The 24,364-nt window shown below is 51.7% G+C and carries 21 protein-coding genes; 4 read left to right on the top strand and 17 right to left on the bottom strand.

Annotated features, from left to right (window positions below):
* Positions 1-20 precede the first annotated feature (20 nt).
* From ACX1C1_RS11960 to ACX1C1_RS11945, 4 genes are all read right to left on the bottom strand, one after another.
* Positions 21-1,043: a FecCD family ABC transporter permease gene (locus tag ACX1C1_RS11960; RefSeq protein WP_458957297.1), complete on the bottom strand. Its 1,023-nt coding sequence runs from the start codon at positions 1,041-1,043 to the stop codon at positions 21-23.
* The gene (locus tag ACX1C1_RS11955; RefSeq protein WP_458957296.1) at positions 1,036-2,046 is read right to left on the bottom strand and encodes a FecCD family ABC transporter permease; all 1,011 of its coding nucleotides are present in this window, start codon (positions 2,044-2,046) and stop codon (positions 1,036-1,038) included. Before ACX1C1_RS11955 ends, ACX1C1_RS11960 begins: the two co-directional genes overlap by 8 nt.
* Positions 2,047-2,068: 22 nt before the next feature.
* A complete protein-coding gene (locus tag ACX1C1_RS11950) occupies positions 2,069-3,082 on the bottom strand; it encodes an ABC transporter substrate-binding protein (RefSeq protein ID WP_458957666.1) in 1,014 nt (337 codons plus the stop codon).
* A gap of 146 nt (positions 3,083-3,228) precedes the next feature.
* Positions 3,229-4,935 (bottom strand): helix-turn-helix domain-containing protein, encoded by a 1,707-nt coding sequence (locus ACX1C1_RS11945; protein WP_458957295.1) that lies wholly within the window; start codon positions 4,933-4,935, stop codon positions 3,229-3,231.
* Between the two features lie 319 nt (positions 4,936-5,254).
* Between ACX1C1_RS11945 and ACX1C1_RS11940 the strand changes: the two genes are divergently transcribed.
* Positions 5,255-6,043, top strand: a complete 789-nt coding sequence (locus ACX1C1_RS11940) for a methyltransferase domain-containing protein (RefSeq protein ID WP_458957294.1) — start codon at positions 5,255-5,257, stop codon at positions 6,041-6,043.
* A 66-nt stretch (positions 6,044-6,109) separates the two neighbouring features.
* Here ACX1C1_RS11940 and ACX1C1_RS11935 read toward each other — a convergent pair whose 3' ends face one another.
* The gene (locus ACX1C1_RS11935) at positions 6,110-8,044 is read right to left on the bottom strand and encodes an FAD-dependent oxidoreductase (protein WP_458957293.1); all 1,935 of its coding nucleotides are present in this window, start codon (positions 8,042-8,044) and stop codon (positions 6,110-6,112) included.
* A gap of 112 nt (positions 8,045-8,156) precedes the next feature.
* On the opposite strand from ACX1C1_RS11935, the gene ACX1C1_RS11930 reads away from it, so the two are divergent.
* Together ACX1C1_RS11930 and ACX1C1_RS11925 are read left to right on the top strand one after the other, a co-directional pair.
* A complete protein-coding gene (locus ACX1C1_RS11930) occupies positions 8,157-9,176 on the top strand; it encodes an acyltransferase (RefSeq protein ID WP_458957292.1) in 1,020 nt (339 codons plus the stop codon).
* Between the two features lie 30 nt (positions 9,177-9,206).
* Positions 9,207-9,368 (top strand): hypothetical protein, encoded by a 162-nt coding sequence (locus tag ACX1C1_RS11925; RefSeq protein WP_458957291.1) that lies wholly within the window; start codon positions 9,207-9,209, stop codon positions 9,366-9,368.
* A 112-nt stretch (positions 9,369-9,480) separates the two neighbouring features.
* Here ACX1C1_RS11925 and ACX1C1_RS11920 read toward each other — a convergent pair whose 3' ends face one another.
* Positions 9,481-9,840 carry a Lin0512 family protein gene (locus ACX1C1_RS11920; protein ID WP_458957290.1) on the bottom strand — a complete coding sequence of 120 codons (360 nt, stop codon included), beginning with the start codon at positions 9,838-9,840 and terminating at the stop codon, positions 9,481-9,483.
* 318 nt (positions 9,841-10,158) lie between these two features.
* Between ACX1C1_RS11920 and ACX1C1_RS11915 the strand changes: the two genes are divergently transcribed.
* A complete protein-coding gene (locus tag ACX1C1_RS11915; protein WP_458957289.1) occupies positions 10,159-10,818 on the top strand; it encodes a DUF2306 domain-containing protein in 660 nt (219 codons plus the stop codon).
* Between the two features lie 40 nt (positions 10,819-10,858).
* Here ACX1C1_RS11915 and ACX1C1_RS11910 read toward each other — a convergent pair whose 3' ends face one another.
* The 11 genes from ACX1C1_RS11910 to ACX1C1_RS11860 form a co-directional block, all read right to left on the bottom strand.
* The gene (locus ACX1C1_RS11910) at positions 10,859-11,779 is read right to left on the bottom strand and encodes a hypothetical protein (RefSeq protein ID WP_458957288.1); all 921 of its coding nucleotides are present in this window, start codon (positions 11,777-11,779) and stop codon (positions 10,859-10,861) included.
* Between the two features lie 14 nt (positions 11,780-11,793).
* Positions 11,794-13,050, bottom strand: a complete 1,257-nt coding sequence (locus ACX1C1_RS11905; RefSeq protein WP_458957287.1) for an ABC transporter permease — start codon at positions 13,048-13,050, stop codon at positions 11,794-11,796.
* Positions 13,047-13,781 carry an ABC transporter ATP-binding protein gene (locus ACX1C1_RS11900; RefSeq protein ID WP_458957286.1) on the bottom strand — a complete coding sequence of 245 codons (735 nt, stop codon included), beginning with the start codon at positions 13,779-13,781 and terminating at the stop codon, positions 13,047-13,049. The genes ACX1C1_RS11905 and ACX1C1_RS11900 overlap by 4 nt, the downstream gene beginning before the upstream one ends.
* 187 nt (positions 13,782-13,968) lie before the next feature.
* Positions 13,969-15,651, bottom strand: a complete 1,683-nt coding sequence (locus ACX1C1_RS11895; protein ID WP_458957665.1) for an alkaline phosphatase — start codon at positions 15,649-15,651, stop codon at positions 13,969-13,971.
* Positions 15,652-16,017: 366 nt separating this feature from the next.
* The gene (locus ACX1C1_RS11890; protein ID WP_458957285.1) at positions 16,018-16,368 is read right to left on the bottom strand and encodes a hypothetical protein; all 351 of its coding nucleotides are present in this window, start codon (positions 16,366-16,368) and stop codon (positions 16,018-16,020) included.
* Between the two features lie 199 nt (positions 16,369-16,567).
* The gene (locus tag ACX1C1_RS11885; RefSeq protein ID WP_458957284.1) at positions 16,568-17,563 is read right to left on the bottom strand and encodes a phytanoyl-CoA dioxygenase family protein; all 996 of its coding nucleotides are present in this window, start codon (positions 17,561-17,563) and stop codon (positions 16,568-16,570) included.
* 27 nt (positions 17,564-17,590) lie between these two features.
* Positions 17,591-18,733, bottom strand: a complete 1,143-nt coding sequence (locus ACX1C1_RS11880; protein WP_458957283.1) for a glycoside hydrolase family 172 protein — start codon at positions 18,731-18,733, stop codon at positions 17,591-17,593.
* On the bottom strand, positions 18,730-20,637 hold the full coding sequence (locus ACX1C1_RS11875) for a heparinase II/III domain-containing protein (RefSeq protein ID WP_458957282.1): 1,908 nt from the start codon (positions 20,635-20,637) through the stop codon (positions 18,730-18,732). Before ACX1C1_RS11875 ends, ACX1C1_RS11880 begins: the two co-directional genes overlap by 4 nt.
* Before the next feature lie 26 nt (positions 20,638-20,663).
* Entirely contained in the window at positions 20,664-21,551 is an 888-nt protein-coding gene (locus ACX1C1_RS11870; RefSeq protein WP_458957281.1) for a carbohydrate ABC transporter permease, read from the bottom strand.
* 21 nt (positions 21,552-21,572) lie between these two features.
* Positions 21,573-22,472 (bottom strand): ABC transporter permease, encoded by a 900-nt coding sequence (locus ACX1C1_RS11865; RefSeq protein ID WP_458957280.1) that lies wholly within the window; start codon positions 22,470-22,472, stop codon positions 21,573-21,575.
* A 79-nt stretch (positions 22,473-22,551) separates the two neighbouring features.
* A complete protein-coding gene (locus ACX1C1_RS11860; RefSeq protein ID WP_458957279.1) occupies positions 22,552-24,309 on the bottom strand; it encodes a type 2 periplasmic-binding domain-containing protein in 1,758 nt (585 codons plus the stop codon).
* Positions 24,310-24,364 lie beyond the last annotated feature (55 nt).

The raw sequence follows: 24,364 nt of genomic DNA, 5'->3' as shown, positions 1-24,364 counted from the left end.
CACTATAGCAGACCTATTGATCACCGCTTCGCGCGGATTAACAAATATACAAAGTAAGGAACTCCGATAATCGAAATGACGATTCCGACTGCGAGCTCCGCAGGTGCAAACACCGTCTTGCCGATCAAATCGCCGACAACAACCATCGCCATACCAATCAAACCGCTGATGGGCATAATCGCCCGATGCGTATGACCGACGAGCCGCCTTGCCATATGAGGCGCAATCAATCCCACGAAGCCGATGCTTCCGGATACCGCTACGCTCGCACTGACCAGACAGATGCTGCATACAAGCAATATGTTTTTTTCTCGTTCTACACGAACACCTAATCCGCCTGCGCTCTGCTCGCCAAGCTGGAAAACATCCAGCGTTCTGGACCTTCGCCATATAAATGGAGGAATAATCAGCAGCCAAGGCAGCATTGTCACGATAAACTTCCAATTCGCACTATAGATACTGCCTGCCAGCCATACTGTGGCCATCTCGAAGTCGTTCGGATTCATCTTCAGGGAGAAATATAGTGTGAGCGCTCCAAAGCCCGAGCTGATCGCGATTCCGACAAGAATAAGTCGCTGCGAATCCAAAACGCCGTTCTTACGTGCGAACAGATAGATGAGCGATGTGGCTAGCAGACCGCCTGCGAGACCGAACATCGGTTTCATCATAACCCCAAGCCAGCCGGATATCGAAACGGTGCCCTGCAGGAAAAACATAAACAATACAACCGTCATCCCCGCACCTGCATTAATTCCCAGGATGCCGGGGTCGGCAAGTCCATTCCTCGTGACACCCTGAATGACAGCTCCCGCTATCCCAAGCGCCGCTCCGATCAGCATCGCGAGGACGATACGCGGCAGACGGAATTCGAACACGACAAGATCATGTTCACGAACGGGATCGATGCGAAGCAGCGTTTTGGCAACATCAAGCACGGACATATCAAACATCCCATTCGTGATGCTGATATAGACGGCTGTTAGAATCACAGCAACCGTGCCCACGCTTGCCCAGATGACGCGAGTTTTTTCCGTCCTACGCATGTTTGCCTCCTCCTCTCGTCTTGATGAGATAGAGGAAGAACGGTACCCCAAATATTGCGGTCACGACACCGATCGGCGTCTCGAACGGATAATTGACGAAGCGAGCGATAATATCACATGATGCCAGGAATAATCCTCCGATAACCGCCGACAACGGTATAATCCGCTTGTAGTCGACACCGCACATATACCTTGCAATATTGGGCACGATCAATCCGACAAACGCAATCTTGCCGGCGAGCGCCACGGACACCCCCGTCAAAATAACAACGGTGAGAATGACGAGCGCTTTCGTCACTGCGGTCCGCTGCCCCAAGCCGGCTGCAACATCATCGCCGAGCGACAACACCGTTACTGATTTGGATAGCGCTATGGCGATCACAAGACCAACAAATGCGAATGGGATACAGAGCTTCAGCAGCTCCGGGTCCATCTGGTGAAGCTTGGCGTTGTACCAGAAGCTGATATTTTGCGAGAATTGAAAGAAGCTCGATACGGCCGCAGCTACCCCGCTCAAGAAGGTGCCGATAATCGTCCCCAGTATAGCCAGCTTCACAGGCGACAGTCCGCCAGGGATTAACCAGGCAAGACCGAATACGAGTGCGGCGCCTACAGCCGACCCCGCCATGGAGATGACAATGAGGCCAACCGATCCGTTAAATTGCGGCATAAAAATCATCGCGAACGTCACCAGCAGCACCGACCCGTCGGTCACGCCCATAATAGAAGGCGAGGCCAAATAATTGCGGGTCATCCCCTGCATGAGCGCTCCGGATACCGCAAGCGCGGCACCGATAAGCAAAGCGCCTGCCGCACGGGGTAGCCGGGAGTTCAGGATGATCTGATGATCCACATTGTCCGGATCGAACGCGAACAGAGCCTGCCATACCGTATCCGCCGATATCGACTTGCTGCCGTATAGAATAGAGAAAAGCATCAATAATATGGCTGCTGCCGGCGCCATCACGAAGATGACAGCCGGCAGGAATTTGTTTATACGCATAGAAACACGCCAATCTATTTCTTTATTGGTTAAGCTTCTCGACTGCTGCTTTCAGGAACTCGATTTTGCTGTAAGCCGTTCCGCCTTGAGCTAGTGGATCAACTACATTGACGAACACTTTACCATTCTTGAAGGCGTCCGTGCTCTTAGCAATCGGGTTGTTCTGCAGGTCTTCGAGCGCTTTAGGCGTTTCAACATTCTCAGTCGCCTCAAATTGCAGGAACAAATAATCCGGATTGATTTCTGCCAGCTTCTCGACTGTCACTTCCTCCTGTGCTTTTGCTGCAGCGACGGATGCTGGTACTGTAAGTCCTAGCTCTTCATAGAGAACCGGGTTGAAATATACGTTCGCCGGGTAGATGAACATTTTGCCGCCTTGACGAATACGGATCACGACAACTTCCTGATCCTTCATTTTTTCGCCGAGTGTTACTTTCGCCGCTTCCAGATCGGATTTGTACTTCGCAATCTCTTCATCCGCTTGTGCTTCTTTGCCGCTCAATTGACCTAGAAGCTTCAAGTTAGCTTCCCAATTTGTCGAGATGTGGGAATAAGAAATCGTTGTAGCGATTGTTTTCAGCTTTTCCACTGTTTCAGCAGGGAATTTGGTAGATGCAAGAATCACATCCGGCTTCATGGACAATATTTTCTCGAAATTCGGCTCCGCTTTCTCACCAGTGGATTCCGCATTTTTGGTCACGCCTTCGAACAGAGCTGGGAACTTGCCGCCGAACGAAATCGCACCAACGGGATTCACATCTAATACGATAGAATCTTCCATCGCCTCTACAGCGCCTGTAATAACAATTCTTTCAATTTTAGCTGGAAGCTCGAATTCTTGATCGAGGTATTTAATTGTTTGCGTAGTCGCTGCTTCTTCTGCAGGCTTCTCCGATTCTTGCGCACCTTCGACAGCCGGCTTCTCTGTTTGTGCCGGGCTTTCTGACGGTGCCACGTTGCTGTTATTTCCCCCACAAGCTGCGAGCACAACGGTTAACACGAGCAGCAGGCTAAGACCTGCAAATGCTTTCTTCAACATAATGAATGAACACCTCTCCTATTTCTCTAATTGATAATGAATATCATTAGCGATTATAGGGTATTTTCCTATATTTCGACCATGGATAATTTCCGGTTTCGGCATGGAAATTATCCATATCAATTATTCGCTGCGATGTGAGCCTACTTTCTGATCTCTGAAGCGAACATTTCCGAAGTCATTCCCAAGCACCGTTCGATCGCGATTGGCGAATATTCGCGCCATGGATCCGAAGGAAGCATACGAAGCCGCTCCTCTCTGACAAATCGAAGCATATTCCATGCAGGCATTTCCTGAAGGCTCTTCCAATGCTCGAGCGTCTCGGAGTCCCTGCGAATCAACATACATGCCCAATCTGTCTCTAGCTGAGCTAGCTCGGAGATCGTAACAGGATAGCTGGACTCTACCGTCGCCTCTGGATATGCCGATTGAAAACCCAGTCCTTTATGCATGACATCATGGAAAGTGGCACTCCAGTCTATATAAAGCTGATCCTGATCCATCCGAATGAGCAGCGCTCTATTGCCTGTCCCGGCAGAGCCGCTCTCCAAGCTCTTGCGCTGCTCCTGCGCTTTGCGGGTATACTGTTCAATCCACAGCTTCGCTTCTTGCTCCGCGCCGAGCTGTTGGCCGAGCTCCACCAGAATCTCTTCCCAGCCAATCGTATACGGAGGCAAGACAATGAGGGGAGCTATCTCTTCAAGCTGCTTCCGCTCCCACTCCTCCGCCTCGTGCGAACAGATAATGATATCCGGTTTGGCCGCTTTGAGCTGTTCGATGTTCGCTTTGTTATGACGATTCATGCGGAAACCGTCCAGATGTATCGGTATATCTACGCCGTATCGATCGCTATACAGCTTGGTCCACATCGGATGCAGCGGAGCAGCATAAGGGATTATGCCAAGCGGGATCAAGAAGCCGATAATGGATGAAGTGTCATATACAGCGATTCTCCTGCTGCGTGACTGAATGAACGCCGTTGGAGACATGCCCGCGAATTTCTTGAATTTGCGGCTAAAATAAAACTCGTCCGCGTATCCAACCTGATGCGCGACTTCCTTCATAAGCATGTTCTGGCGCAATAACAGCCGCTTGGCCTCATCCATGCGGACATTGGTTAAGTAATCGATCGCGCTGACACCATACGTTTTTTTGAATACATCAACAAAATATTTCGCACTCAGCTCCGCAACAGAAGCCAGACGCTCAATGGACAAATCCTCATGAAAACGTTCCTGCATGAACGCCTTCACTCGCTCCAGCGCCATCTCGGTCGTATCCTTGCAGCTATCTTCACTCTCGGATAATAGATAATAGATTAGCTCGTTCGTATCAAGCTCCGCCCTCCATCGCTTGAGAGGATCCCTGCTTCGCCTGTTCTCATCGATCGAACGACATATAAACGCGAGCCGCCCATTCACAGGAACCGCAAGCTCGGATTTGCCTCTGAACAGCTCATCAACGGTAGGCTTGGTTTGCTCGAAAGCAGCCTCACGCGCCTGCCTCTTCGCATCTGCACAGGTTTCCTGCTCCCAATCCCGCCACTCTTCGCCCAGGTCATAATAGGCATCGAAGCGCAGTATAGCCGCTGTAAGCTCTCCTCCTCGATCCGCACGAATCCCGAACGTTGTATCCGTTCGGACTGGGTATACGTGATCACGCTGCAGGCGTATTTTCCCGGCATCCAGCTCGAGCTCGCCGCTGCCGTGAATGGGTATGACAAGAGCTGGAGTCGTAGCCAGCCTGCGCTCCATCCGATTGCCCTCTACACCAGTGAAGATATCGATGTCAATCAACCGAATACGAAGCCTCTCCAGCGGCATCACCTTGTTCCGCGTTGCATCCGTCATGTTGTTTTCTCTCCGTCCATTTAGTGATAATGATTATCATTGTAACACAAAACATTCGTTTGGTGGGGGGCGGACATACGATTCCTGTATTTCATCCATCAATCGCTTCGCGATAACCTCGAATTGGAAGATGTGAAAGCGCCCAGCTCCGATCGCGACAAATTTGTCGAAATGCTTCAAACGTATGCTATATCAAATTCCGCAATAAAGTTTAATTCACTTATTGATACAACCTATTAGGCCATTCCAAATAACTATTTCCGCTTTTTCCCATGCAGACGGATAATAAGCGTATCAAAAGAGAGAAGGATGATGAGCGATGGCGGATAAGGAGACTTCAGGGACACAGACTTGGGATGCCAAACATTATGATGAAGCGATCGGTTTCGTATCGCGGCTAGGGAAAGGACTCGTCGAGCTCTTGCATCCCCGGAAGGACGAACGCGTCATCGATCTTGGTTGCGGAACTGGCGATCTTGCACAAGTGATTGCGAGCTCAGGAGCGGCATGTGTGGGGCTAGACTACTCCGAGGATATGATTCAAGCTGCGAGAAGTAAGTATCCCGGAATGTCCTTCCGCGTAGCCAACGCGGAGCAGTTCCGGTTGGAGTCTGGCGAAGAGCCGTATGACGCCGTATTCTCCAATGCCGCGCTGCATTGGATGCTGAAACCTCAGGATGTCATCACTTCAGTATGGCTGGCGCTTCGACCGGGTGGCAGATTCGTTGCAGAATTCGGAGGGAGCGGTAACGTCGGTGCCATCATCGCGGCTTTGGCGGAGCAGTTGGAGCACGCAGGCGTGGATTGGAAAGTGCGATTCCCGTGGTATTTCCCCACGGTTGGCGAATATGCCCCTTTGCTGGAAGCAGGAGGCTTCGAGGTCCGTTACGCGGAGCTGTATGATCGCCCCACCACGCTCGGCAGCGGCGATGCAGGCATGCGCAATTGGCTGCTAGCCTTCGCGGGACCACTGCTCCAAGACATCCCAGAAGGTGATCGAGACTCCATAATTGCGCGGTGCGCAAACACGCTTGCCCCTCTCCTGTTCCGGGACGGCGAATGGTTCGCTGACTACCGCCGCATCCGGATCGTCGCCGTGAAGCGCTAGCAACTCAAAAGAGCATCGGGTCCTCCATAGACCGGATGCTCTTTCGACTGTACGCTCGAGCTCAACTTATTCGTACACCACGCCGACATAGAATTCGACCAGATCACGCACGAGCGAGAACGCTTCGCCAACCTCAAGCTCCTCCGTGTCTCCGATGGCGTCAATCGTCGATTCGGCGAGCCAACCACGGGACGTCACTTCCTCAAGCGCTTGCTCAGGCGATACCGTCAAACCAGCCGTCAACGCGATCGTATAAGCTGCTTGGTCAAGCGTAAGCGGCGTTTTCGCCGGTTCATCCATATCGGCAATTGCCGCATAGGGATTGCCACCGAACGAAGCGGCGTGTATCGTCTTCACCATCTGCATGTTGTTCGCAAATTGTGCAGCCGTCGCAAGACCATCAAGATTAAACGCTTCATTGTGATCGCCGCCGAACGTAAGAGACATGCTGACAGCCGCCAGCAGTGACTTATAATGTTTGTGCTCCACATATTCCGGCTTCGGGAACTTCTCCATCTCCAACTCCATCCCTTGTGAGATGAGACGATTACGAAGCTCCGTTATATCTGCCTCCGACTTCGACAGCTCCCGGAAAGTCATACCGCGTTCGGCAACCAGCTTCGCAGCCGCTCCGGCTGCTTCGCCAGTTGCCATACCTAACGGGATGACACGCGCGCTGCCATGCGGAATTGTATCGAAACTTCCTGCTCTTCCTACCACGAGCAGATTGTCTACTTCAAGTGGTACCAGTGAACGGAACGGAACGCCATATTGCATCGGCTTAACAACAATGGCACCCCGATCTTGTGCGTTCAGCCGTTGAATATCAATTCTGTATGAGCCGTAAGCTATGGCATCCCAGAAATCGCGATTGTCTACGACATCGACTGTCGTCAATCGATATTCGCCTTGCATATGCCGTGTCTCCCGCACATATAGCTCTGGCGCTACGCCTGCGAACTCTACGTGACTGAGCTCTTTATACGTATTCTTGAGATAATCCACAATAAGCGGCGCTTCCTTGGTGCCAATCTCGATCGCCTCTTTGACAGAATCGGGATTCAGCGGATCAATACCGAAAATATGCATCGCGTTAATCAGGATAGTATTATCGTTTTGTCTCCCGACATTCAGCGCTCTTATGCCTACTCGCTCCGGGTTGGAGGACACGTATTCTCTTGCCTTCAGGAATCCCCATGCGCTCATCTGGTCAATGCCAGTGCCGTCGCCGATATGAGCGAAGGAATCCCACACCTTCTGTGTTATACCACTCATCTTAAATACAAGCGTAACCGCCATCTGATCCTGCGGCCTTCCTATATCCTCACGACCGATTGTGTAAGGAACACCCGCCTGTGCCGCGATGTCTCCATCTTGTGTCGCATCAATCACGGCCTCGGCATGTACGTCAACCTTCTCGCCGCTTTCCGTCTCAAGACTAAGCCCCGATACCATCTGCTCTACTCCACTACCATTCCCTGGTACCATCAAAGGCTCCATTGTTCTCGCTCTCAGCAGGAGATCGATGTTCGGCTCCGCTTTGACCATCTCATAGAAGACATTCGCCGCCGTATTGACATCAAAGGAGGTCCCTTCAATCTTGTCATACCATTCCTGGAAGATTCCCTTGTTCAAAAAGTTATGTTTTCCCGGTATCGAAGATTTCTCCGGCGAATAGTTCAGATCCAGCGAGTTCAGCCAACCGATCGTCATCAGCCCGCCTAAAATTTCTCTTCCTTTGCCATCAACAAGCAGTACCCTTTGACCATTACGCGCTGCGGAAATCGCCGCCGCCACGCCCTCAGGATCCGTCCCTGCCACGATGACATCATAACTTTCCTCGGGTCTCTCGATGGATACAACTTCGAGCAAAGGCTGCCATTTATGATGATTTACGGTTTTATTGTGGTCTTGATACCATAACCAGCCAGCAACCGCAGCCAGAATTACGATAACCATTAATACGATTAAAAGTAGTGCCTTTTTCCTCTTTCGCGTCATGTTGTTCGTTAACCCTCCCACATTGGCTCGCTTGACACGAGCCTACTCTTCCAACACAATAAGAATGTAAGTAATGGTAAATTATCCTACTTTCGATGACATGGAGGCCACCATGGACGTTAATCCATCTGAAGCAACAAGGGTACGAATGACTGAGCTTGATCTTGTCCGCGCATTTGCCATTATCGGAGTCATCACGGTACACGCATCATCTTTTGCTACAATGGAGATGTCTGGCCAATCTTTTGTCCATTACTTTCCTTACATTACTTTAAATATTGCCTCTAAGTTCGGTACACCTGTTTTTCTTTTCCTCAGCAGCCTAGTCCTATTCATGCGTTACACGACTCAATCTCTTACAAAGGAAACACTTGGAACTTTTTATAAGAAGCGTGTGAACCACATCATTATACCATATATTGTATTTTCAACAATCTATTATATTGCTGTATCGGTGACCCGACCAGAAGCCGAATTACCTTCCAACTACGCAGCGGATTTTATCGTTAAGTTGTCGACCGGGACGGCTTACGCGCATCTGTATTTTATTTTTATTAACATTCAATTTTATTTATTGTTTCCTCTATTGATTTGGATATTTCGGACTTTTCCTCGCCTGATGAACTGGGCTGTACCGATTGGCATCTTCATTCAAGGCTCTTTCTATATCATTGGAACCTTCACACCAATTCCGCATGCAGCCAGCTTTTCTCTCTCCTATTTCGCTTATTATTTGCTCGGCGCATATGTCGGAAGTAACTACTCGGTATGGCGCGAACGTCTCTTGTCCACTCGACTTACATCATCACAAAGGTATGGTCTGATACTAATCTTTGCGAGCTGGATCTCGATAGGAGCCACACATATCTTCATATGGTACAAGCTCCGGGCGCTTGGTATTTCGTATCCCGAATGGACGTATTATTTGCTTTGGAGCGTCTACGCTTTTTTATCATGTATTGTGTTTACGTATACTGCAGCGATTCTTGAACAAAAGCAGCGCTTCACACACATCATCCTCGGACTGAAGTCGCTTGCCGCATCTTCATTTGGCATCTATCTGCTTCATCCATTGTTGCTTGCGTTCTATCGGGAGTTCAAGCCCTCCCTGACCTCTCTATCTGAATCTTGATTGCTTCATCTCTGGTATGGGGGCGGCTTTATGCTTGCATGGTTTGGTACATGGGGAATCGTTACTGCAGCACAACGTTATGTTCCGTTCGCCTGGCTTGCATTGGGACGAGCTGATGGAGAGAACAGGAAGAGGATGGCCAGTCAGAAGGGGCTTTCGCGTGTAAAAGCGGATAAACGAAGTGCGCTGTAGCAAAGCAGTTCCTTGCCCACTCGCGCAGCTCTCCGTTTTCGGAGGAATGAGCGGTTCGAGCAAGCCGTTCCAATAGAGGCTTGCTCCTGCCGCTCATAAAGGTAAACACTAACTAGTAGCCTACCTCCACCGAAGCAATAACGACATAAGCCAGATCGTTAACATCGTCTTTGTCCGCCAGAACGATTCCGCTGCTTGTCAGCATACCGCCGTCCACAACTTCGAATGTAACGTGTCCATACGGTAGTTCCTTACGGATTACTTCCAAATCTATTACATCCTTGTCCGCTGGTACCGCTAGCCTCACATTCACCTTCATATTAGCCAAATCTCCACCCGGAAGCACGGACCGAATACCCGGCATCGAATTGTGATGAATCGCATTTTGTACAGCACGAACGGCTGCTTTCGTAACATTCTGACCATGCAGGTCTATGCCCATTCCGATCTCTACAAACATCATTTTGTCCATTTGCCAATCACTCTCCTGAATGAAATGTCCTGATTATCGCTATCTTACCACCCCTATTATCCTTACCGCAAAGGCTGCCGCTACTAAGTTGACCTCCTCGCTAATCCCACGGTTCTCCGGGAAATCTACACAATCTTGACGGGATTTGAAATTGTCCTTATTCTGTAACAAGACGTGAAATCATTCACGTACTTTTCTTTTATACTGTTACTGTTACCACCAGTAAACATATCGTTTCATCACGGGTATGTGTAATTTTCGAAGACAGCCAACCTTGATGTTCCCTGGCGCATGTCAACAAGAAAGGCGGATCGTTTCATGAAGTCGACGCGGTTGATCACCGTTACTATAGTAGTCATCTCGATTTATCTTGCTTATGTATTGTCGGACAACTACCTGCTCGACCCGCAGGCCAAGCAGTTCCTTGCGCTCAAAACGGGTCTGGACAAACCGCTCAATTTGCCAGTATGGCTAAACGTTATGTATGTGCATGTTGGCTTCGCAACACTTGCTGTTAGTACTGGCGTTATCAACTTTATCCAATCCATCCGGGTACGCTGGCCAAGGTTCCATCGTGCCAATGGCTATTTGTATGTTATCTCGGTCATGCTTGTTGTCTTGACTTCTGGATATATGGCGCCTTACGCGACTGGCGGCAAAGCAGTCAGCATCGCATTTAATATGATGAATATCGTGTGGCCTGCTTTCACTGTTCTCTCTCTTATCCGCATCCGCAGAAAGGATATCCCCGGCCACCGCCGATGGATGATTCGAAGCTATATGTTCTGCTTTAACAACATCTTCGTGCATGCGATGACATATGTGATTCAAGAGAGCTTTAGACTCCCATATGAGACCAGCTACTCGGCAGGTGTCTATGCCGCGTTTGCGCTGAACTTACTGACGGCAGAACTCATACTTCGACTCTATTTCCCCAAGCCACGGACTAACAAAACCTCCATCCCGCCTTCTCCTTAACGGACGGCGGAACGGAGGTTTTTGCTGAACAATTAGCATTTTAACCCTTCACTTCTTTAAACGTTGCGTCGTAAAGGCGGAACATCGTTTTGTAGCCGGATTCATCGATTTTGATGCCTACATCGAGTCTTCCCGTCAGCTCAAGCGGCTTGGACGTATACCGAAGCTTCGTCCCGTCCTTGACGAATACGATCATAATTTTGTTCCAATAGGTTTCATCCCCGTTATCGAACGGGCATTCCGCACCAGGCTCCGGTATGAGGAGGAACCAGTTGCTGCCTATCGAAAGAACCTCGCCCATGAACCCCTTGATTCGAACCGTCGTACGAGCCTCGGACAAATCCCAGAATTGATCCGAAGGCGTCGTCTGATCTTCATTGTCGAAGAAGCCTGACCAGGTGATGGAAGGTGTTTTGGCTTTCTGAGCGTCGTTAGAATCCCCTTTTGTCTGCTCCGTAACAGGTGATGCAGGAGTAGGAACCACTTCGATCCCTCCCGTCTTTCCAGAGGGCGCCTTTTCTCCAGATGTCTCGTTCACCTTGTTATCCGCAATGGGCGAAGGGCTGGCAGCAAGCGAAAGCTTATCAGATTGCTGGGAGGGGGCAGCTGGATCGGCCAAATCAACCTCAATTGCTCCATCGCCGGCCGCATCGTCGACAAGGGTATCGTGACCCGGTGCTTCCGGGGATGGCTTAACTGATTTCTCTGCCGATTGTCCCTCCGGTTCTCCGTCGATGGGTACTGGCGTACCTTCGCCCGCTTCACTCCCTTCCGTTCCCGTCAGATTGTTGGAGTTGCTTCCACCTACTGTAGTCGACTCGCTCTCCGCTCTGTCCGCAACGACTGCCTCACCGAACGACCCCGTTTCTTCGTTCGATTGTTTGGCTCCACATCCACTGACGAAGATCGAGATCATCACAGATGCTGATATTAACGTCATCAATCGGTTCCGCTTTATCATCCTGTTCTCTCCTCTCAATCTCTGAATAACGACAGCGCATCCGTTCGATAGACGCCTAGCGCAGGCCCAATCGAAGCCAGTAATCCAACGCTCATCGTTGCTACGATGAGCAGCCACTCCGATCCGGCAATCCGCAACGATTCTATCTGAATGCCAGTCCGCTCAAGAATGATCGGCTCGAGCATCAAACCGGCGCCATGACCCAGCATCAGCCCCGTTATCAGACCGATCAGCGTAAGAGCGACGCCTTCTCCGACGAGACGGACCATAATGTACGAACGGCTTTTCCCAATAAGTCGAAGCAGTCCGACTTCCCGCTTCCGCTCCTGTATAGAAGCCATTAATGCCAGCAGCAATGTCATGGCAGCGAGCAGCACACAGACTGACATTACGATCAGCAGCAGCTCAGATCCCGTATCAACTGCATTAAGCACATCCGCAACCGCTTTGCCCGTGTATGCCGCCTGTACGTTGTTGTAGGCATCAAATTGCGTTTTCAACGTCTGCACACCGAGGAGCGTTGCCGGCTTGATCATAATGGACGTAATTTCTTTGTCTGTTTCCTCTAATCCATGAACGGCCCAAGCGTAATCCATCGTAGTGAAAATCGCTCGATCATCCGCCGTTCCCAGCTTCGGCAAAATTCCTGTCACCGTATAAACGAAACTGGAATGTGCATGGTCGGCATCGTCGGCGTGCTCATCACCATGCGTGTCTTCTTCTGAATGATGAGCGTTCTCTTCTTCTTCCTCATGTGCCAGCTCGATATGCTCCACTAATCCATGGGCGCCGCTGAAGGTGTCGCCTACATGCAGATTAAGCGCATGTGCCGCCGCTTGCCCAACGGTTACTTCCCCAAGCGAAGCGTACAGCCGCCCCTCCGATAGACGCCGATCCTCGTACCGGCTCATGAAGTAGGATGGATCTATCCCTACGATAGGGTATCCCGCATGACTATCGCCTGTCGTCATGCCATACGCTTGGTCGACATGCTCGCTATGTTCGGCTTCTTCAAGCAGCGTAAAAGGGATATTGCCAGTAGGCGCGCCTACGCGGTAGAACGTATTCAGCACGAGCTGCGACTCGCTTCCATCCGCTCCGATTACAAGCTCGAATGGCCCATACCCATCCTTTGCGCCAGTCTCCACGCCATCTCTGCTCATAAGCAGCAACGAGAACAGCGCCACCGTAACCGCTACCGCCACAATCGTTAATACAGCCAAGAAGGAGCGATGCCGCAGTTGTGTCCCAATATACGTCCAGCCGCTCATCCTTCGGTAACCCCCTTCATGTCCAGCAGAGTCTGCTCCGCATGCGCCCCTGCATCCTTACGGCCCATCCGTTCGTTGATCTCGCTCATCTGCACCGTTCTCGGGAACAGCTTGGCGAGCTCCAGGTCATGCGTCACGGTCAACAGCGTAGCTCCGTTTTCCTCACAAATATCGAGCAGCAGTCTCATTACAGTGCCCGCCGTCTCGAAGTCGAGACTGCCTGTCGGCTCATCTGCAAGCACGATCGGCGGTCTGCCGGCAAGTGCCCGCACGATCGCCGCGCGCTGTTGCTGACCCCGCGACAGCTTATTCGGCAGCCGATCCATTTCGTCTTGGAGCCCGACCCGTTCGAACCATCCTTCCAACAATCGAGCCCGCTCTTGTCCGCGAATGGATTTGGACAGAACAAGCTCGACATTTTGACGAATCGTCATAGACGGGATCAAATAAAAATCCTGGAACACATACCCTATGTACTGGGATCGGAATGCGTCACGAGCACGCTCCGACATGGCGCTTACAAGTTGATCCGCCGCAACAATCCTACCTCGTTGCGGCGCCAGCACGCCTCCAATGAGATGAAGCAATGTACTCTTGCCGCTGCCGCTTGGCCCTAACAACACAATTCGCTCCCCGCTCTTCACGTTCCACTGCTCAACGTGGATAACGGGCACCTGCTGCCGTGAGCCGAATGCGTGGCGCAGTCCTTGTATCCTAATGATGTCCGACATGAAACGCCCCCCTTATGATTGACCCAAGGTGAAACGGCTATCGCCGTCTTTGGCGGCGCAGCGCGTTTCATTCCGAAAATTCTAAGCTCAGATAAGATGCAAAAACTTATAAATTCTTAGAATTTCAAATAAAACGGGAGAGCAGCCGCTCTCCCGTCATTTGACATGCTCCCGATCAACCGTTCATCTACTTTCTAACGATTCGCTCCGACAAGGAGTCCCATGTCATTCCTGCACCGGTCAGCTCATTAAACGCCTCAAGCGGCAGATACAGCTTGCCATTGTCTACATCGCTAGCGATATCATACGCAGCGCCATCGAGCGTTGCCGAACGATCATCCAGCTTAACGCTGATCATGCTGCCATCCAACATAATAGATGCCGTACGTGTTGCCGCATCCCACTTCGCTTCGCCGCCAAGCGCTTCGACCATCGCTTTCGCAGGGAACATCACTTGACCTTCGCGTGTAATTTTGAATTTAGGATACAAATATTTGGCTAGCAGAGCGTCGCTTGCAGCGTCCAGATCCAATCCGATAATTTCGGCGGATGCCGTTGCGATACGCGTATTATCGATTTGTCCCTGTACGAGATTAGCGATCGGACCATACGCCCATACGCCGACGTCGACAGCCGAGTGACCATGACCGCTCCAGCCTACGAGCAGCCTCTTGCTGATTACAGCGTTATATGCTCCTTCCTGTGCATAGGAAGAGCCGTCTCCGGCCATGATTTGCTCCGCTTCTTCGTCAGAGAGATCGGTAATCCAAGTGTTGGCTTGAACGATTGCTTTCACTTCCGCGATCGTCGCAGCTTCTTTCAGCTTACCTGCAATAGACTCGGAGGAGTTCTTCTGCGCATCCCACAGATCTAGGTTCAGCTCATAGATATTATCGCGTGAGAGAGACAATCCGCCCGTCTCGTGATCGGCTGTAATGACAACGGATGTGTTGCCATCCTGCTTCGCAAAGTCGAGCGCAACCTTTACAGCGGCATCGAAATCGAGCATCTCTTGCACCATCGTAGGGAAGTCATTCGCATGAGACGCATGGTCGATACGTCCGCCTTCGATCATAATTGCGAAGCCGTTCTCTTCTTGCGACAGTATTTCCAGCGCAGCACCTGTCATATCGGCGAGGGAAGGCGTCTCCGCAGAGCGGTCCGGTACGTAAGACACATGGGAGCCTCCGAACAGACCTAATACTTTATCCGTATCGGCTGGCAAGGAAACCAGACCGGAACGATCGTTTATGTAGGTGTACCCTTTGGATTCAAAATTGTCGACAATCGTTTCATCGGAGCGTTTGCCCTTCTCATCCTTGCTGATGAAGTTCGCGCTGCCGCCGCCAAGCAGAACGTCAACTCCGCTTTCCAGGTATTGAGATGCAATGGCGTTTTCGTTATCACGGCTTCTAACATGAGATGCATATACAGCCGGGGTTGCATGCGTAATTCGAGCCGTCGATACGAGACCAGTCGCTTTGCCAGCCAGCTCCGCCGCTTCAATGACAGAAGCGAATGGCTTTGCCACATCTTCATTCGACACGCTAATTGCCGCGTTGTACGTTTTGTTGCCGGTACCGAATGCTGTGCCTGCAGATGCAGAATCCGTTACGACGCCAGATACAATCGTGCCGCCGTCTTCGCCGCGGTCCGCATACGTTGTCGCTTGCCCAACATAGATGCTGTCCAGCGTCAGATGTTCAACGCCCTTTTGGTACATCAGATAATTGCGAGCTGCGGAAACTTGCGCAGGGCCCATCCCGTCGCCGATCAACACGATCAGATTTTTCGACGGAGCCGCCTTTACGGATGTTGTAGCTGCTTCTTCCGCGTTAACCGTCGCAACGGAAAGTACGGACATGGCCATGCATCCTGCAAGTGCGGTACGAAACGTTTTGTTCTTCAACCTAATCTCCTCCAACTGGATAAGTAGTCGTTTGCTCGAATACTATCTTGTCACAATACAATCATTGGAATATTAGGTTGATTTAAAGAAAAAGTAAACGATCATGAAATCATAAACATGACGGCGCTCGAATGTATGAAAGAAATGAAAGAACAGATCTAATCTTAGCGGCATGACAAGGTGAAACGGCTACGCCGTCCTTTGGCGGCGGTGCGCGTTTCATTCCGAGAATTCTAAGTCCAGATAAGGTGCGAAACTTATAAATTCTTAGAATTCAAATAGAGCGTATCCGTCAGGACACGCCCTCTTCTATGTGACTGAATGTTGTTAGATCGGAATCCGGTACTCCGAATTCAATTCGATAATATGTTCTCCCTGATTATATACCCAGCTGAAGTGAAACTCGTTGCCCTGATACTGCGTACGCTCGCGGATATCAGGCACGATTGTCGAGTTCATGTGGTCGATGATGATCGACTCCATCTCTTGGAGGCGACGCAGCGTCTCCGATGCAAGCTCGGCCGCTTTGTCATCCGGGAGTGACAGGCGGAAGTAATGCTCAGCCACTTCGCTCGCGGGCAGGCCATCCTCCATCTCATACCCCGCTCCGCGAAGCACTTCCTTCACCGTTTTGATCCAATCGTTCCTCAAATCCATCGTAATTTCGTACATTGTCATAACTCCTATCCCCTCGTCCTCTACTTACGTTACCCTATCATATGGCCTTTGGGCGTTGCAAGTTCCAATCAAACGAGATATAGCGACAGGTTAGCCGAGAACTAGATTTTCGAGTTGCCCTTCTCGACATGTTCCATATCGATGGGTTCATACACGAGCTATACTCGAATCCAGTTTCGGGGCATAAGAGAAATCTCTTTTAGTCCTTCTTCATTCCCATAGGCATCATCATTCCATTATCCATACCCATCATCGTAACGCTATCTGATTGTTCTTCCTCATCTGCTAGATATACTTCCGTTCCGAATAACGGCTCGGCATAAGGGTGATTCGTCGTTCCTCTGGCCAAAATTTGTCGATAATTTCCCGAATCCCCTTCGTATCCATCATGATCCCAAGGCACCCATGATCTCGCATTGCAATAATGGCATACATACGACCTGCGGAATCGATCGGTCGTTCGATTGGGATAGGAGCGATGGAAGAGATGCGAATCGAAGAACAGCACGTCGCCCGCACTCAACTTCACGGGTATCGCTGGCGGATACTGCGCCACCACCTTCGACAACGTATTCACCTCATCATCAATATGGCTTACATTCTGAACCGAATGAAGGTCTTCGAACGCATCCAGCGCATGAACATTCCCGCCGCCGAAGCCCTCTGGAGGATAGACAGGTTCATGATTCGATCCCGGCACTACCCACAAGCAGCCATTCTCTTCATCCACCTCTTCCAGCGCGATCCATACCCCAATTAAAGTGTCGGGATGCGTCTTGATATAACAGGAATCCTGATGCCAGCCTTGCCCGCCTTTTCCCGGCGGATTGAGGAACATCATCGATTGCAAAGCATATACATCCGGACCGATAAGGGCTTCCGTCACATCTAGAATGCGAGGATTGAGCATGGCGCGTTCCGCGGTTTCGTTCAATCTGGACAGCATATGAACTCTTGTAGCCGCGACGAATTGTTCTTTCAATGGATCGGTCTCCCAATGCTGCTCCTTCTTGACTTTATCTTTCCCTTGCAGCCTGGTCTGTTCGGCTAATTCATACAATTCGGCTACTTCGTCCGGCTTAAGCAACCCTCGAACAATCAGATAGCCGTCTCTATGAAATTGCTTATATTCCCTCACGCCTACTAGATGTCTGTCTTCTCTGCTTTTCGATTTCGGAGTATAGAACTTTCCCATAAGTTATTAGGCCTCCTTAGTCCCGTCCTAGCTGCCCCCATCGTTCTGCTCTTTCTTCGTTTCATGGCCCCACAGCCGAGTGCCTCTGCCGTGCGCCTGCCGCCATTCGTGGCGCCATTGATGGACGTCCTGTACCGAAATTTCCGGCATGTTCTGGCGCTTCTCCTTTGCCGGGAACGCAGGGAAGGGTTTATGCGGCTCCATCTGGTACCAATATGAGACGGTGCTCAAATCAAGCGTCAGGTTGTTGTCGTGTCCGTGCTCGATACTCGCGCGCAGCGACTTGTCGAAGTAGACCGGCTCCTCGAGCATGAACCGGTAGCAGTGCGTCCGGCCCATGAAGCCCAGCTTATCCGGCACGCTGGCGTAGCCGAAATAAGGATGCAAATACACTTCGTTCGGGCACCAGGAGCTGTTGAAGAAATCTTCCGTCCCCGTGCCGTGTAACGAGCCCGGCCAGTCTTCGCCGTCCACGAGCCACATGTCGTCGCCTTCGCCGTACCACATCGGGCCCGGACTGTCCACGAAATAGTTGACTCCGACGAAATGGCCTTTGCCCTCGATATCGGCGAACAAGTAGTTGTTCGCGTCGCTCCGATTATGGCCTTGCGGCCCTAGGACGCTCCATTCGTTCTCCCCGGCCTCCGGATGCACCTCGGTCAGCTCGCGATTCCACCAGGCGTGGAATCGGCCCATGTAATCCGGCATCTCGCGGTGCTCCTCATAATCGATGTAGTAATAGAACGCCCGGATCGGTTCGTCCGACTCGTTCTGCAGCGTAATCCGCGCACCGCTGCCGTAAGGCATCGGGAAATAGCAGTTCAACGCTTTGCCCTTGGCAGGCGCCGCGGCAAGCGGCAACGAGATGAAGTTGTACTCTTCGCCCCAGCCTTGGCCGAAGAAGTCCCCGAGAGGCGCCTCTACGCTCGGCTCGGCTTCTCCGTCCCAATACATGCGCAGCACGGCATTGCGGCGGATCATCGGGTCAATCGTGTTGATCGTAAACCAAATATGCTTAATGATGCCCGCACCGGGAATGTCCGCCAGCACGGCCGTCTCGCCGGACTGAATCGTCACGCAATCATTATTGCCTCCCGCACGGTCGTAGCTCGATACCCGTTTGGTGCGAATGCCATCCCTGATCTTATAAATGTCGTTCAGCGCGCTCATCCCTTATCGCTCTCCCTTTGCCTCAACGTAACGAATATCGATCTCTCGCCGGCAGCAACCGGCTGCCGTTCCTCCAGCACGATGCGATACATGCGGTCGCCCCAATTTCTCCTCAGCCTGCTATCCATATCATCGATTTTCTCCATTCGCGCGCGAAGATGCTCGGCCTCGTAGCGGATCACCGCCTGCTTGCCAGGCGCGTACGTCAGCAGAATCTCTCCGCTGCCCTCGTCCTTGATAAAAGGCTCGCAAGGCGTGATCAATGAATGGAACATTTCCGCCGGCACGCCGTCCTTCATGGCGAATACGTCGCCCACCGTCACGGAGGGGACGCCGTCCCGATCCAGCCTAACCGTGCGCTCCCAGGTTGCGATGCCAGCTTCTTCCGGATACGCTTCGGCGATGTCCATTCGCAGCTCGGAGCGGCTGCCTTGCTGCGAGTATTCCGCGGAGCGAGCTTTATACCGCGAGCTTTCGCGCTGCATCACCCCGCGTACCGTCGGCAGGTTATGATACTGCGATTGCAAATACCAAAGCTCATAGCGCCGCGAGCTGAACGTCTGCGCCGTGTATTCCTCAGTGCCTACATCTACGAGCAGCGGATAGCCGTCGGCGAACACGAGGAAGCTGCCGACGTCGTTATGGTTATGCGACTCCCCGTTGTTCCCGCCTTTGGCCGCGACGTACAAGCCTTGCTCGGTGCCTTCCCGCTGCCTTGCGGTCATCACTTCGGTAACATGAAACCAGGCATCGCGTATATACGGAGCATGCGCTCCCTGCGAGAGCCGTTCCTTCTCGATGAACAAATCCCGCGTATAGCCATACAAGTTAAACCAAATGCGGGTGTTCGGAGCGCCGAGCGGCGGCAAGCTTGCTCCGAGGCGTACGAGCGACTCCTCCTTCGCATTAAGACCGTAGCGATACACGCTCCCGCCTCCCGGACTCGCCTTTGCATCGCAATCGGCGAATGCTACGTAATATTCGCCGTGAATGTGTACTTTGGGCATGTAAGCGCCAATATCCTTAACGATCTGCTCTCCAAAGATGTCAAAACGTCCTTGCGACGCCAGCGACAGCAGCTCCAGACATTCATACAAGCCGCCTCCCGCCGCGCTCCAATAAGACGGTCCTTCGTCGCAGCAGCCGTCGATCGGATAAGCAGCGATAAACGCGTCGAGGCTTCGCATCACCTTGGCAATTCCCGCTCTTCTGATGTCCGGGTCTTCCTCGATGAGCAGGAATCCTGCCAGCACCGAGCCGTTGCACCACGGATTCCAGTTGTTGATCCGCTCGCCCGGGGTGAAGCCTTGCCACCAGTAATCGTCATGCTCGAGGTAAGGCTTCAGCATCCGATCCTTCGTTTCCCGAACGATGCGCTCGTTCACTCTCGGACTGATTGCGTCAAACTTGCTTCCTAGCAAATAGCGGGTCCATAGCAGCAGCCGCGCTGTCTCCACGGTGGACAGCTCGACTCCGAATTCCTTGCTGCTTGGGATGCTCTCTTCCTTATCGAATTCCTGCCAATGGCTGCGATGGCCTGGGGGCACCCAGGTTGTCTCCTCGCAGATAGCGAAAATCCCGTTTAAAATTTGATCGAAATACTTGTCTTCGTCTTCCATGCATTCGGCAATGACGAGAATGCCGAACACGCTTCTCCGTTCGAAGTAAGCGAGACTGAGGCGCGACAGGTCGCCGCTCGTCCAATAGGAGCGATAGTCCGATACCCTAAGCACCGGCCACCCGTAATCCGCATAACGATCCGCAAGCCGCAGCACGCTCTCTCTTGTCTCCGATGAGAGCGATCCCCAGGCCTCTCGGTCTTCCGCCTTCGGGAACGGCGCGAAAGGGCCGTCGCCGAAGCCAAGCTCTTCCAGCCGCTCCGAGCCGTAACGTTCATATAACACCGTTCAGTCTCCTCCCTTGCAACGTCTTATTCTTTGACGCTTCCGAGCGTCATGCCGCTCATGAAGTACCGCTGCAGAAACGGATATACGCACAGTACCGGCAACATGCCGAGGAATATTTGAGCAGCGCGCACGGATCGGTCATTCAACTGCGACAGCAATAACATCATGGCAGGATCGGATATGGAAGACATATCCATGCGTACGATTATCGTCTGCAAGTAGCTGGCAAGCGGATAGTGGATCGGATCATTCATGTAGATCAGCCCATTGAACCATTCGTTCCAGTGCGAGACGATCGCAAACAGCGTTACCGTAGCAATCGAAGGCATCGAGAGCGGAATGATGATCCGCCAAAGCGTCTGCCATTGTCCCGCGCCGTCGATGAACGCTGACTCCGACAGCTCCTTCGGCAAACCTCTGAAGAAGTTGAGCATCAGAATGACGTTGAAGATTGGCAGCGCGCCCGGCAGCACAAGCGACCAGACGCTGTCGAGCAGGTGCAAATTACGTACGACCATATAGGTCGGAATTAATCCTCCGGAGAACAGCATCGTGAAGACGAAAAACCAGGCGTATCCCGTTCGGAACTTCAGACTCGCAGCTTCCTTGGAGAGCGGGTAGGCCGTAAGAACCGTTAGCAGCATGTTAATGCTGACGCCTAGCAGCACGCGTTGCACGGAGATGCCCATTGAGACCAAGAACTCATGTTTCTCCGCAACGAACCTGTAAGCCTTCCATGAATAATCGACCGGCCAAAGCGTAACTTTGCCCGCTTCAATCGCGGCGGCCGAGCTTAGGGAGAGCGAGAAGACGTTGAGTAAAGGCAGAATGCTTACCAGAGACAAAACCGCAAGGAACGTATAATTGAAAACAACGAACAGCTTGCGGCTCCATGAGTAAGGTTGAACCATGACAATCCTCCTTGCCGCTGATCAGAAAATGCGATAATTAGCGAAACGATAGGCCAGGAAATAAGACAACGCAATAAGGACGAGCGAGATGATCGACTTGAACAGTCCAATGGCGGTCGCGACTCCATATTGAGCGCTGGCCAGGCCGATCCGGTAGACGTAAGTATCGATGATGTCTCCGGTCGAATAGACGGATGGGTTATAGAGATTGAAGACTTGGTCGAAGCCGGCGTTCAGCACGTTGCCGAGCGCGAGCGTCGTAAGCAATATCGTAATTGGAATGATCGCGGGAATCGTCACGTACAGCGTTTGTTTCCAGCGGTTCGCGCCGTCCAGGACGGCCGCTTCGTACAAAGAAGGATTTACGGTAGTGATAGCAGCCAAATAGACCACCGTTCCGAATCCGAATTCCTTCAGTACGTCGGTCACCGCCAGCACGTAAGGGAACCACTTATCATTGCCGAGGAAGAACACTTTATCGAATCCAAGCCACGCAATGAATTGATTCACGATCCCGGAAGTCGGAGAGAGCACATCAATCAAGACGCCGGCCATAATGACCCAGGACATGAAGTGCGGCATATAGATAATCGTTTGGACGGAGCGCTTATAAAACTTCTTCCTGATTTCATTCAGCAGAAGTGCGGTGACAAAAGGCGCGACGAGTCCGCCGATAATTTTCAAAAGTGCGATAAATACGGTATTTCGTAGTACTCCCCTTGTCTCGGACAAGCTATAGATATATCGGAAATGATCCAATCCAACCCACTCGGAGTGAAAAATCCCTTTCACCGGGATAAAATTCTGGAAAGCCATGACAATGCCGACCATCGGGCCGTAGCTGAATAGCAGGGCGATGATAATACCCGGCACTAGCATAAGGTGCAACGGCAATTCCAATCTCCAATTTCTTCGGCTCAATAGATTCCCCTCTCTCCTTGTTCCAAGAAGGGATAGCGGCTAGCGGCTAGCGGCTAGCCCCTATCCCCCCCGTTACGTCTTATTGAACCATACCGCTGGCGTTGACCTCGTCGAGAATGCTCTGACCGCCGGATGCAAGCCAATTCGCTGCCCATTCGTCGAAGTAATCGAGCGGCTTGGAACCCATAATTATGGATGTCATCATCTTGACTTGTTCGTCGCGAAGCGAAGGACCTTTGGTGATCATCGTCGTAGTCGGATTGCCCACATACGCCGATGTGAACACTTGGTTGTTGTCTACGTATTGGCCGAGGAGGCTGAATACGCCGCCTTCCGCCCACAATTTGTTCGCGGCCCACATTGTCGCGTCGCCGGCCTCGAATTTCGCCACTTGATCGAAGTAGGTTTTCTGTTCGTCATTCATCGCCGACAAATCGCCGGATTTCCTCGCTGCTTGAACCGCGGCAGCCGACCTCGGATTGTTGCCAGGCAAACCTCCGGTTATCGGTGAAAGCATAAATTCATTGTAATCTTTGCCATCCACAGTAACCGTATGGTAATTCTTATCGAAGTTTCCATAGATTTTCTCAATATAGGTATTTAGTAGCAAGAACGGAGCTTCCGGATGTTTCGACTTTTTGCTTACGACGTAGTAGTGTGAAGGCAATCCTCCCATGCTTTGCGAGAGCACTGGCTGATCGTCGGACGACACGAGCGGATAGATGCCCCAATCGGCGCCCGGAACGTCTTTATACATATTGTTGATCGGCCATGTCGGTACCCAGAATGCGCCGAACGTTATTCCGACTTTGCTCGACGTAACGAGCTCCGCGGACTTATTGCCGTCGATGACGCTGAATTCCGGATAGATCGCGCCTTGCTTGAACAAGTCGGCCAGCTTGCCAAGAGCGGTCTTGACTTCCGGTTGAACGTCGGCCCACTGCGCCTTGCCGTCCGCGCCTTTGATGAAGTTCAGATTTGTGCCCGTGCCCTTGGTCGGATTGAACGGGTACGCGTGGTAACCGTTGAAGAAGCCGTCAAGACCGGACCAGCCGTTGAACAAGTTGTAGTCCAGGCTCAAGCCGTAAGTATCGTTCTTGCCGTTTTTGTCCGGATCGTCCTTCGTGAATGCCATGGCGATATTGATGACATCTTCCATCGTCTTGGGCGGCTGAAGCCCCAGATTGTCAAGCCAGTCTTTGCGAATATAGATGAGCTGAGTATCGGCGGCTTCTCCGCCGTTTGCCGGAATCCCCATGATTTTGCCGTCTACCGTCGCCGCCTTTAGACGAAGGCTGTTGCTTCCTTCGAACGAGCTCTTCGTCAGATCGGAAGCGTACTTCGCGTACACATCAGTCAGATCTGCGATCGTGCCGGCTTCTACGAGGATTTGGAACTGCTGAGCATCGACATACATGAAGTCAGGCATATCGCCCGAAGCCATCGTTACAGCAATCTTGTTCTGATATTGCTCAGCGTTTACTTTCCAGTTGTTCTTCAACTTAATGCCGAGATCGCTTTCGAACGTTTTGGTCCAAAGGTTCTCGTCGAATGTTTCGCCCGGCGGAATTTCGGCCGCTGGATTGATGTGGCGTACGGTCGTTACTTCGATCGGAGGATCGTATTTGCCTTCAGGACCGCTCGGAACGGAAGCCGTCGACGAAGCCGTCGGGCTTTCTTCCGTGCTTGGCGAGTTGCTGGCATTGGTAGATGTGTTGCTGTTGTCGCTGTTCGTGCAAGCTGTTACCATCGTCATAACAATCAGCAATAAGAGCATTGCCGTGCCTTTCGCTTTTGCTTTTGCTTTCGACTTCGCTTTCGCTTTCTTCAACACCATCTGTTTGCCCCCCTGTATCCTTGGTTATTTGTGGTACGCTTTCATTATGGGGGAT

It is taken from the genome of Paenibacillus sp. strain BS8-2 (genome assembly GCF_054483835.1).
The sequence above is the reverse complement of the archived record's forward strand: the minus strand, read 5'-3'. Positions and strand labels throughout refer to the sequence as shown.

Excerpts from the sequence above, each read along its gene's own strand:
- ACX1C1_RS11960 (WP_458957297.1), bottom strand. The coding sequence starts at position 1,043 with ATGCGTAGGACGGAAAAAACTCGCGTCATCTGGGCAAGCGTGGGCACG.
- ACX1C1_RS11955 (WP_458957296.1), bottom strand. The coding sequence starts at position 2,046 with ATGCGTATAAACAAATTCCTGCCGGCTGTCATCTTCGTGATGGCGCCG.
- ACX1C1_RS11945 (WP_458957295.1), bottom strand. The coding sequence starts at position 4,935 with ATGACGGATGCAACGCGGAACAAGGTGATGCCGCTGGAGAGGCTTCGT.
- ACX1C1_RS11940 (WP_458957294.1), top strand. The coding sequence starts at position 5,255 with ATGGCGGATAAGGAGACTTCAGGGACACAGACTTGGGATGCCAAACAT.
- ACX1C1_RS11935 (WP_458957293.1), bottom strand. The coding sequence starts at position 8,044 with ATGACGCGAAAGAGGAAAAAGGCACTACTTTTAATCGTATTAATGGTT.
- ACX1C1_RS11930 (WP_458957292.1), top strand. The coding sequence starts at position 8,157 with ATGGACGTTAATCCATCTGAAGCAACAAGGGTACGAATGACTGAGCTT.
- ACX1C1_RS11925 (WP_458957291.1), top strand. The coding sequence starts at position 9,207 with ATGCTTGCATGGTTTGGTACATGGGGAATCGTTACTGCAGCACAACGT.
- ACX1C1_RS11920 (WP_458957290.1), bottom strand. The coding sequence starts at position 9,840 with ATGGACAAAATGATGTTTGTAGAGATCGGAATGGGCATAGACCTGCAT.
- ACX1C1_RS11915 (WP_458957289.1), top strand. The coding sequence starts at position 10,159 with ATGAAGTCGACGCGGTTGATCACCGTTACTATAGTAGTCATCTCGATT.
- ACX1C1_RS11910 (WP_458957288.1), bottom strand. The coding sequence starts at position 11,779 with ATGATAAAGCGGAACCGATTGATGACGTTAATATCAGCATCTGTGATG.
- ACX1C1_RS11905 (WP_458957287.1), bottom strand. The coding sequence starts at position 13,050 with ATGAGCGGCTGGACGTATATTGGGACACAACTGCGGCATCGCTCCTTC.
- ACX1C1_RS11900 (WP_458957286.1), bottom strand. The coding sequence starts at position 13,781 with ATGTCGGACATCATTAGGATACAAGGACTGCGCCACGCATTCGGCTCA.
- ACX1C1_RS11895 (WP_458957665.1), bottom strand. The coding sequence starts at position 15,651 with ATGGCCATGTCCGTACTTTCCGTTGCGACGGTTAACGCGGAAGAAGCA.
- ACX1C1_RS11890 (WP_458957285.1), bottom strand. The coding sequence starts at position 16,368 with ATGACAATGTACGAAATTACGATGGATTTGAGGAACGATTGGATCAAA.
- ACX1C1_RS11885 (WP_458957284.1), bottom strand. The coding sequence starts at position 17,563 with ATGGGAAAGTTCTATACTCCGAAATCGAAAAGCAGAGAAGACAGACAT.
- ACX1C1_RS11880 (WP_458957283.1), bottom strand. The coding sequence starts at position 18,733 with ATGAGCGCGCTGAACGACATTTATAAGATCAGGGATGGCATTCGCACC.
- ACX1C1_RS11870 (WP_458957281.1), bottom strand. The coding sequence starts at position 21,551 with ATGGTTCAACCTTACTCATGGAGCCGCAAGCTGTTCGTTGTTTTCAAT.
- ACX1C1_RS11860 (WP_458957279.1), bottom strand. The coding sequence starts at position 24,309 with ATGGTGTTGAAGAAAGCGAAAGCGAAGTCGAAAGCAAAAGCAAAAGCG.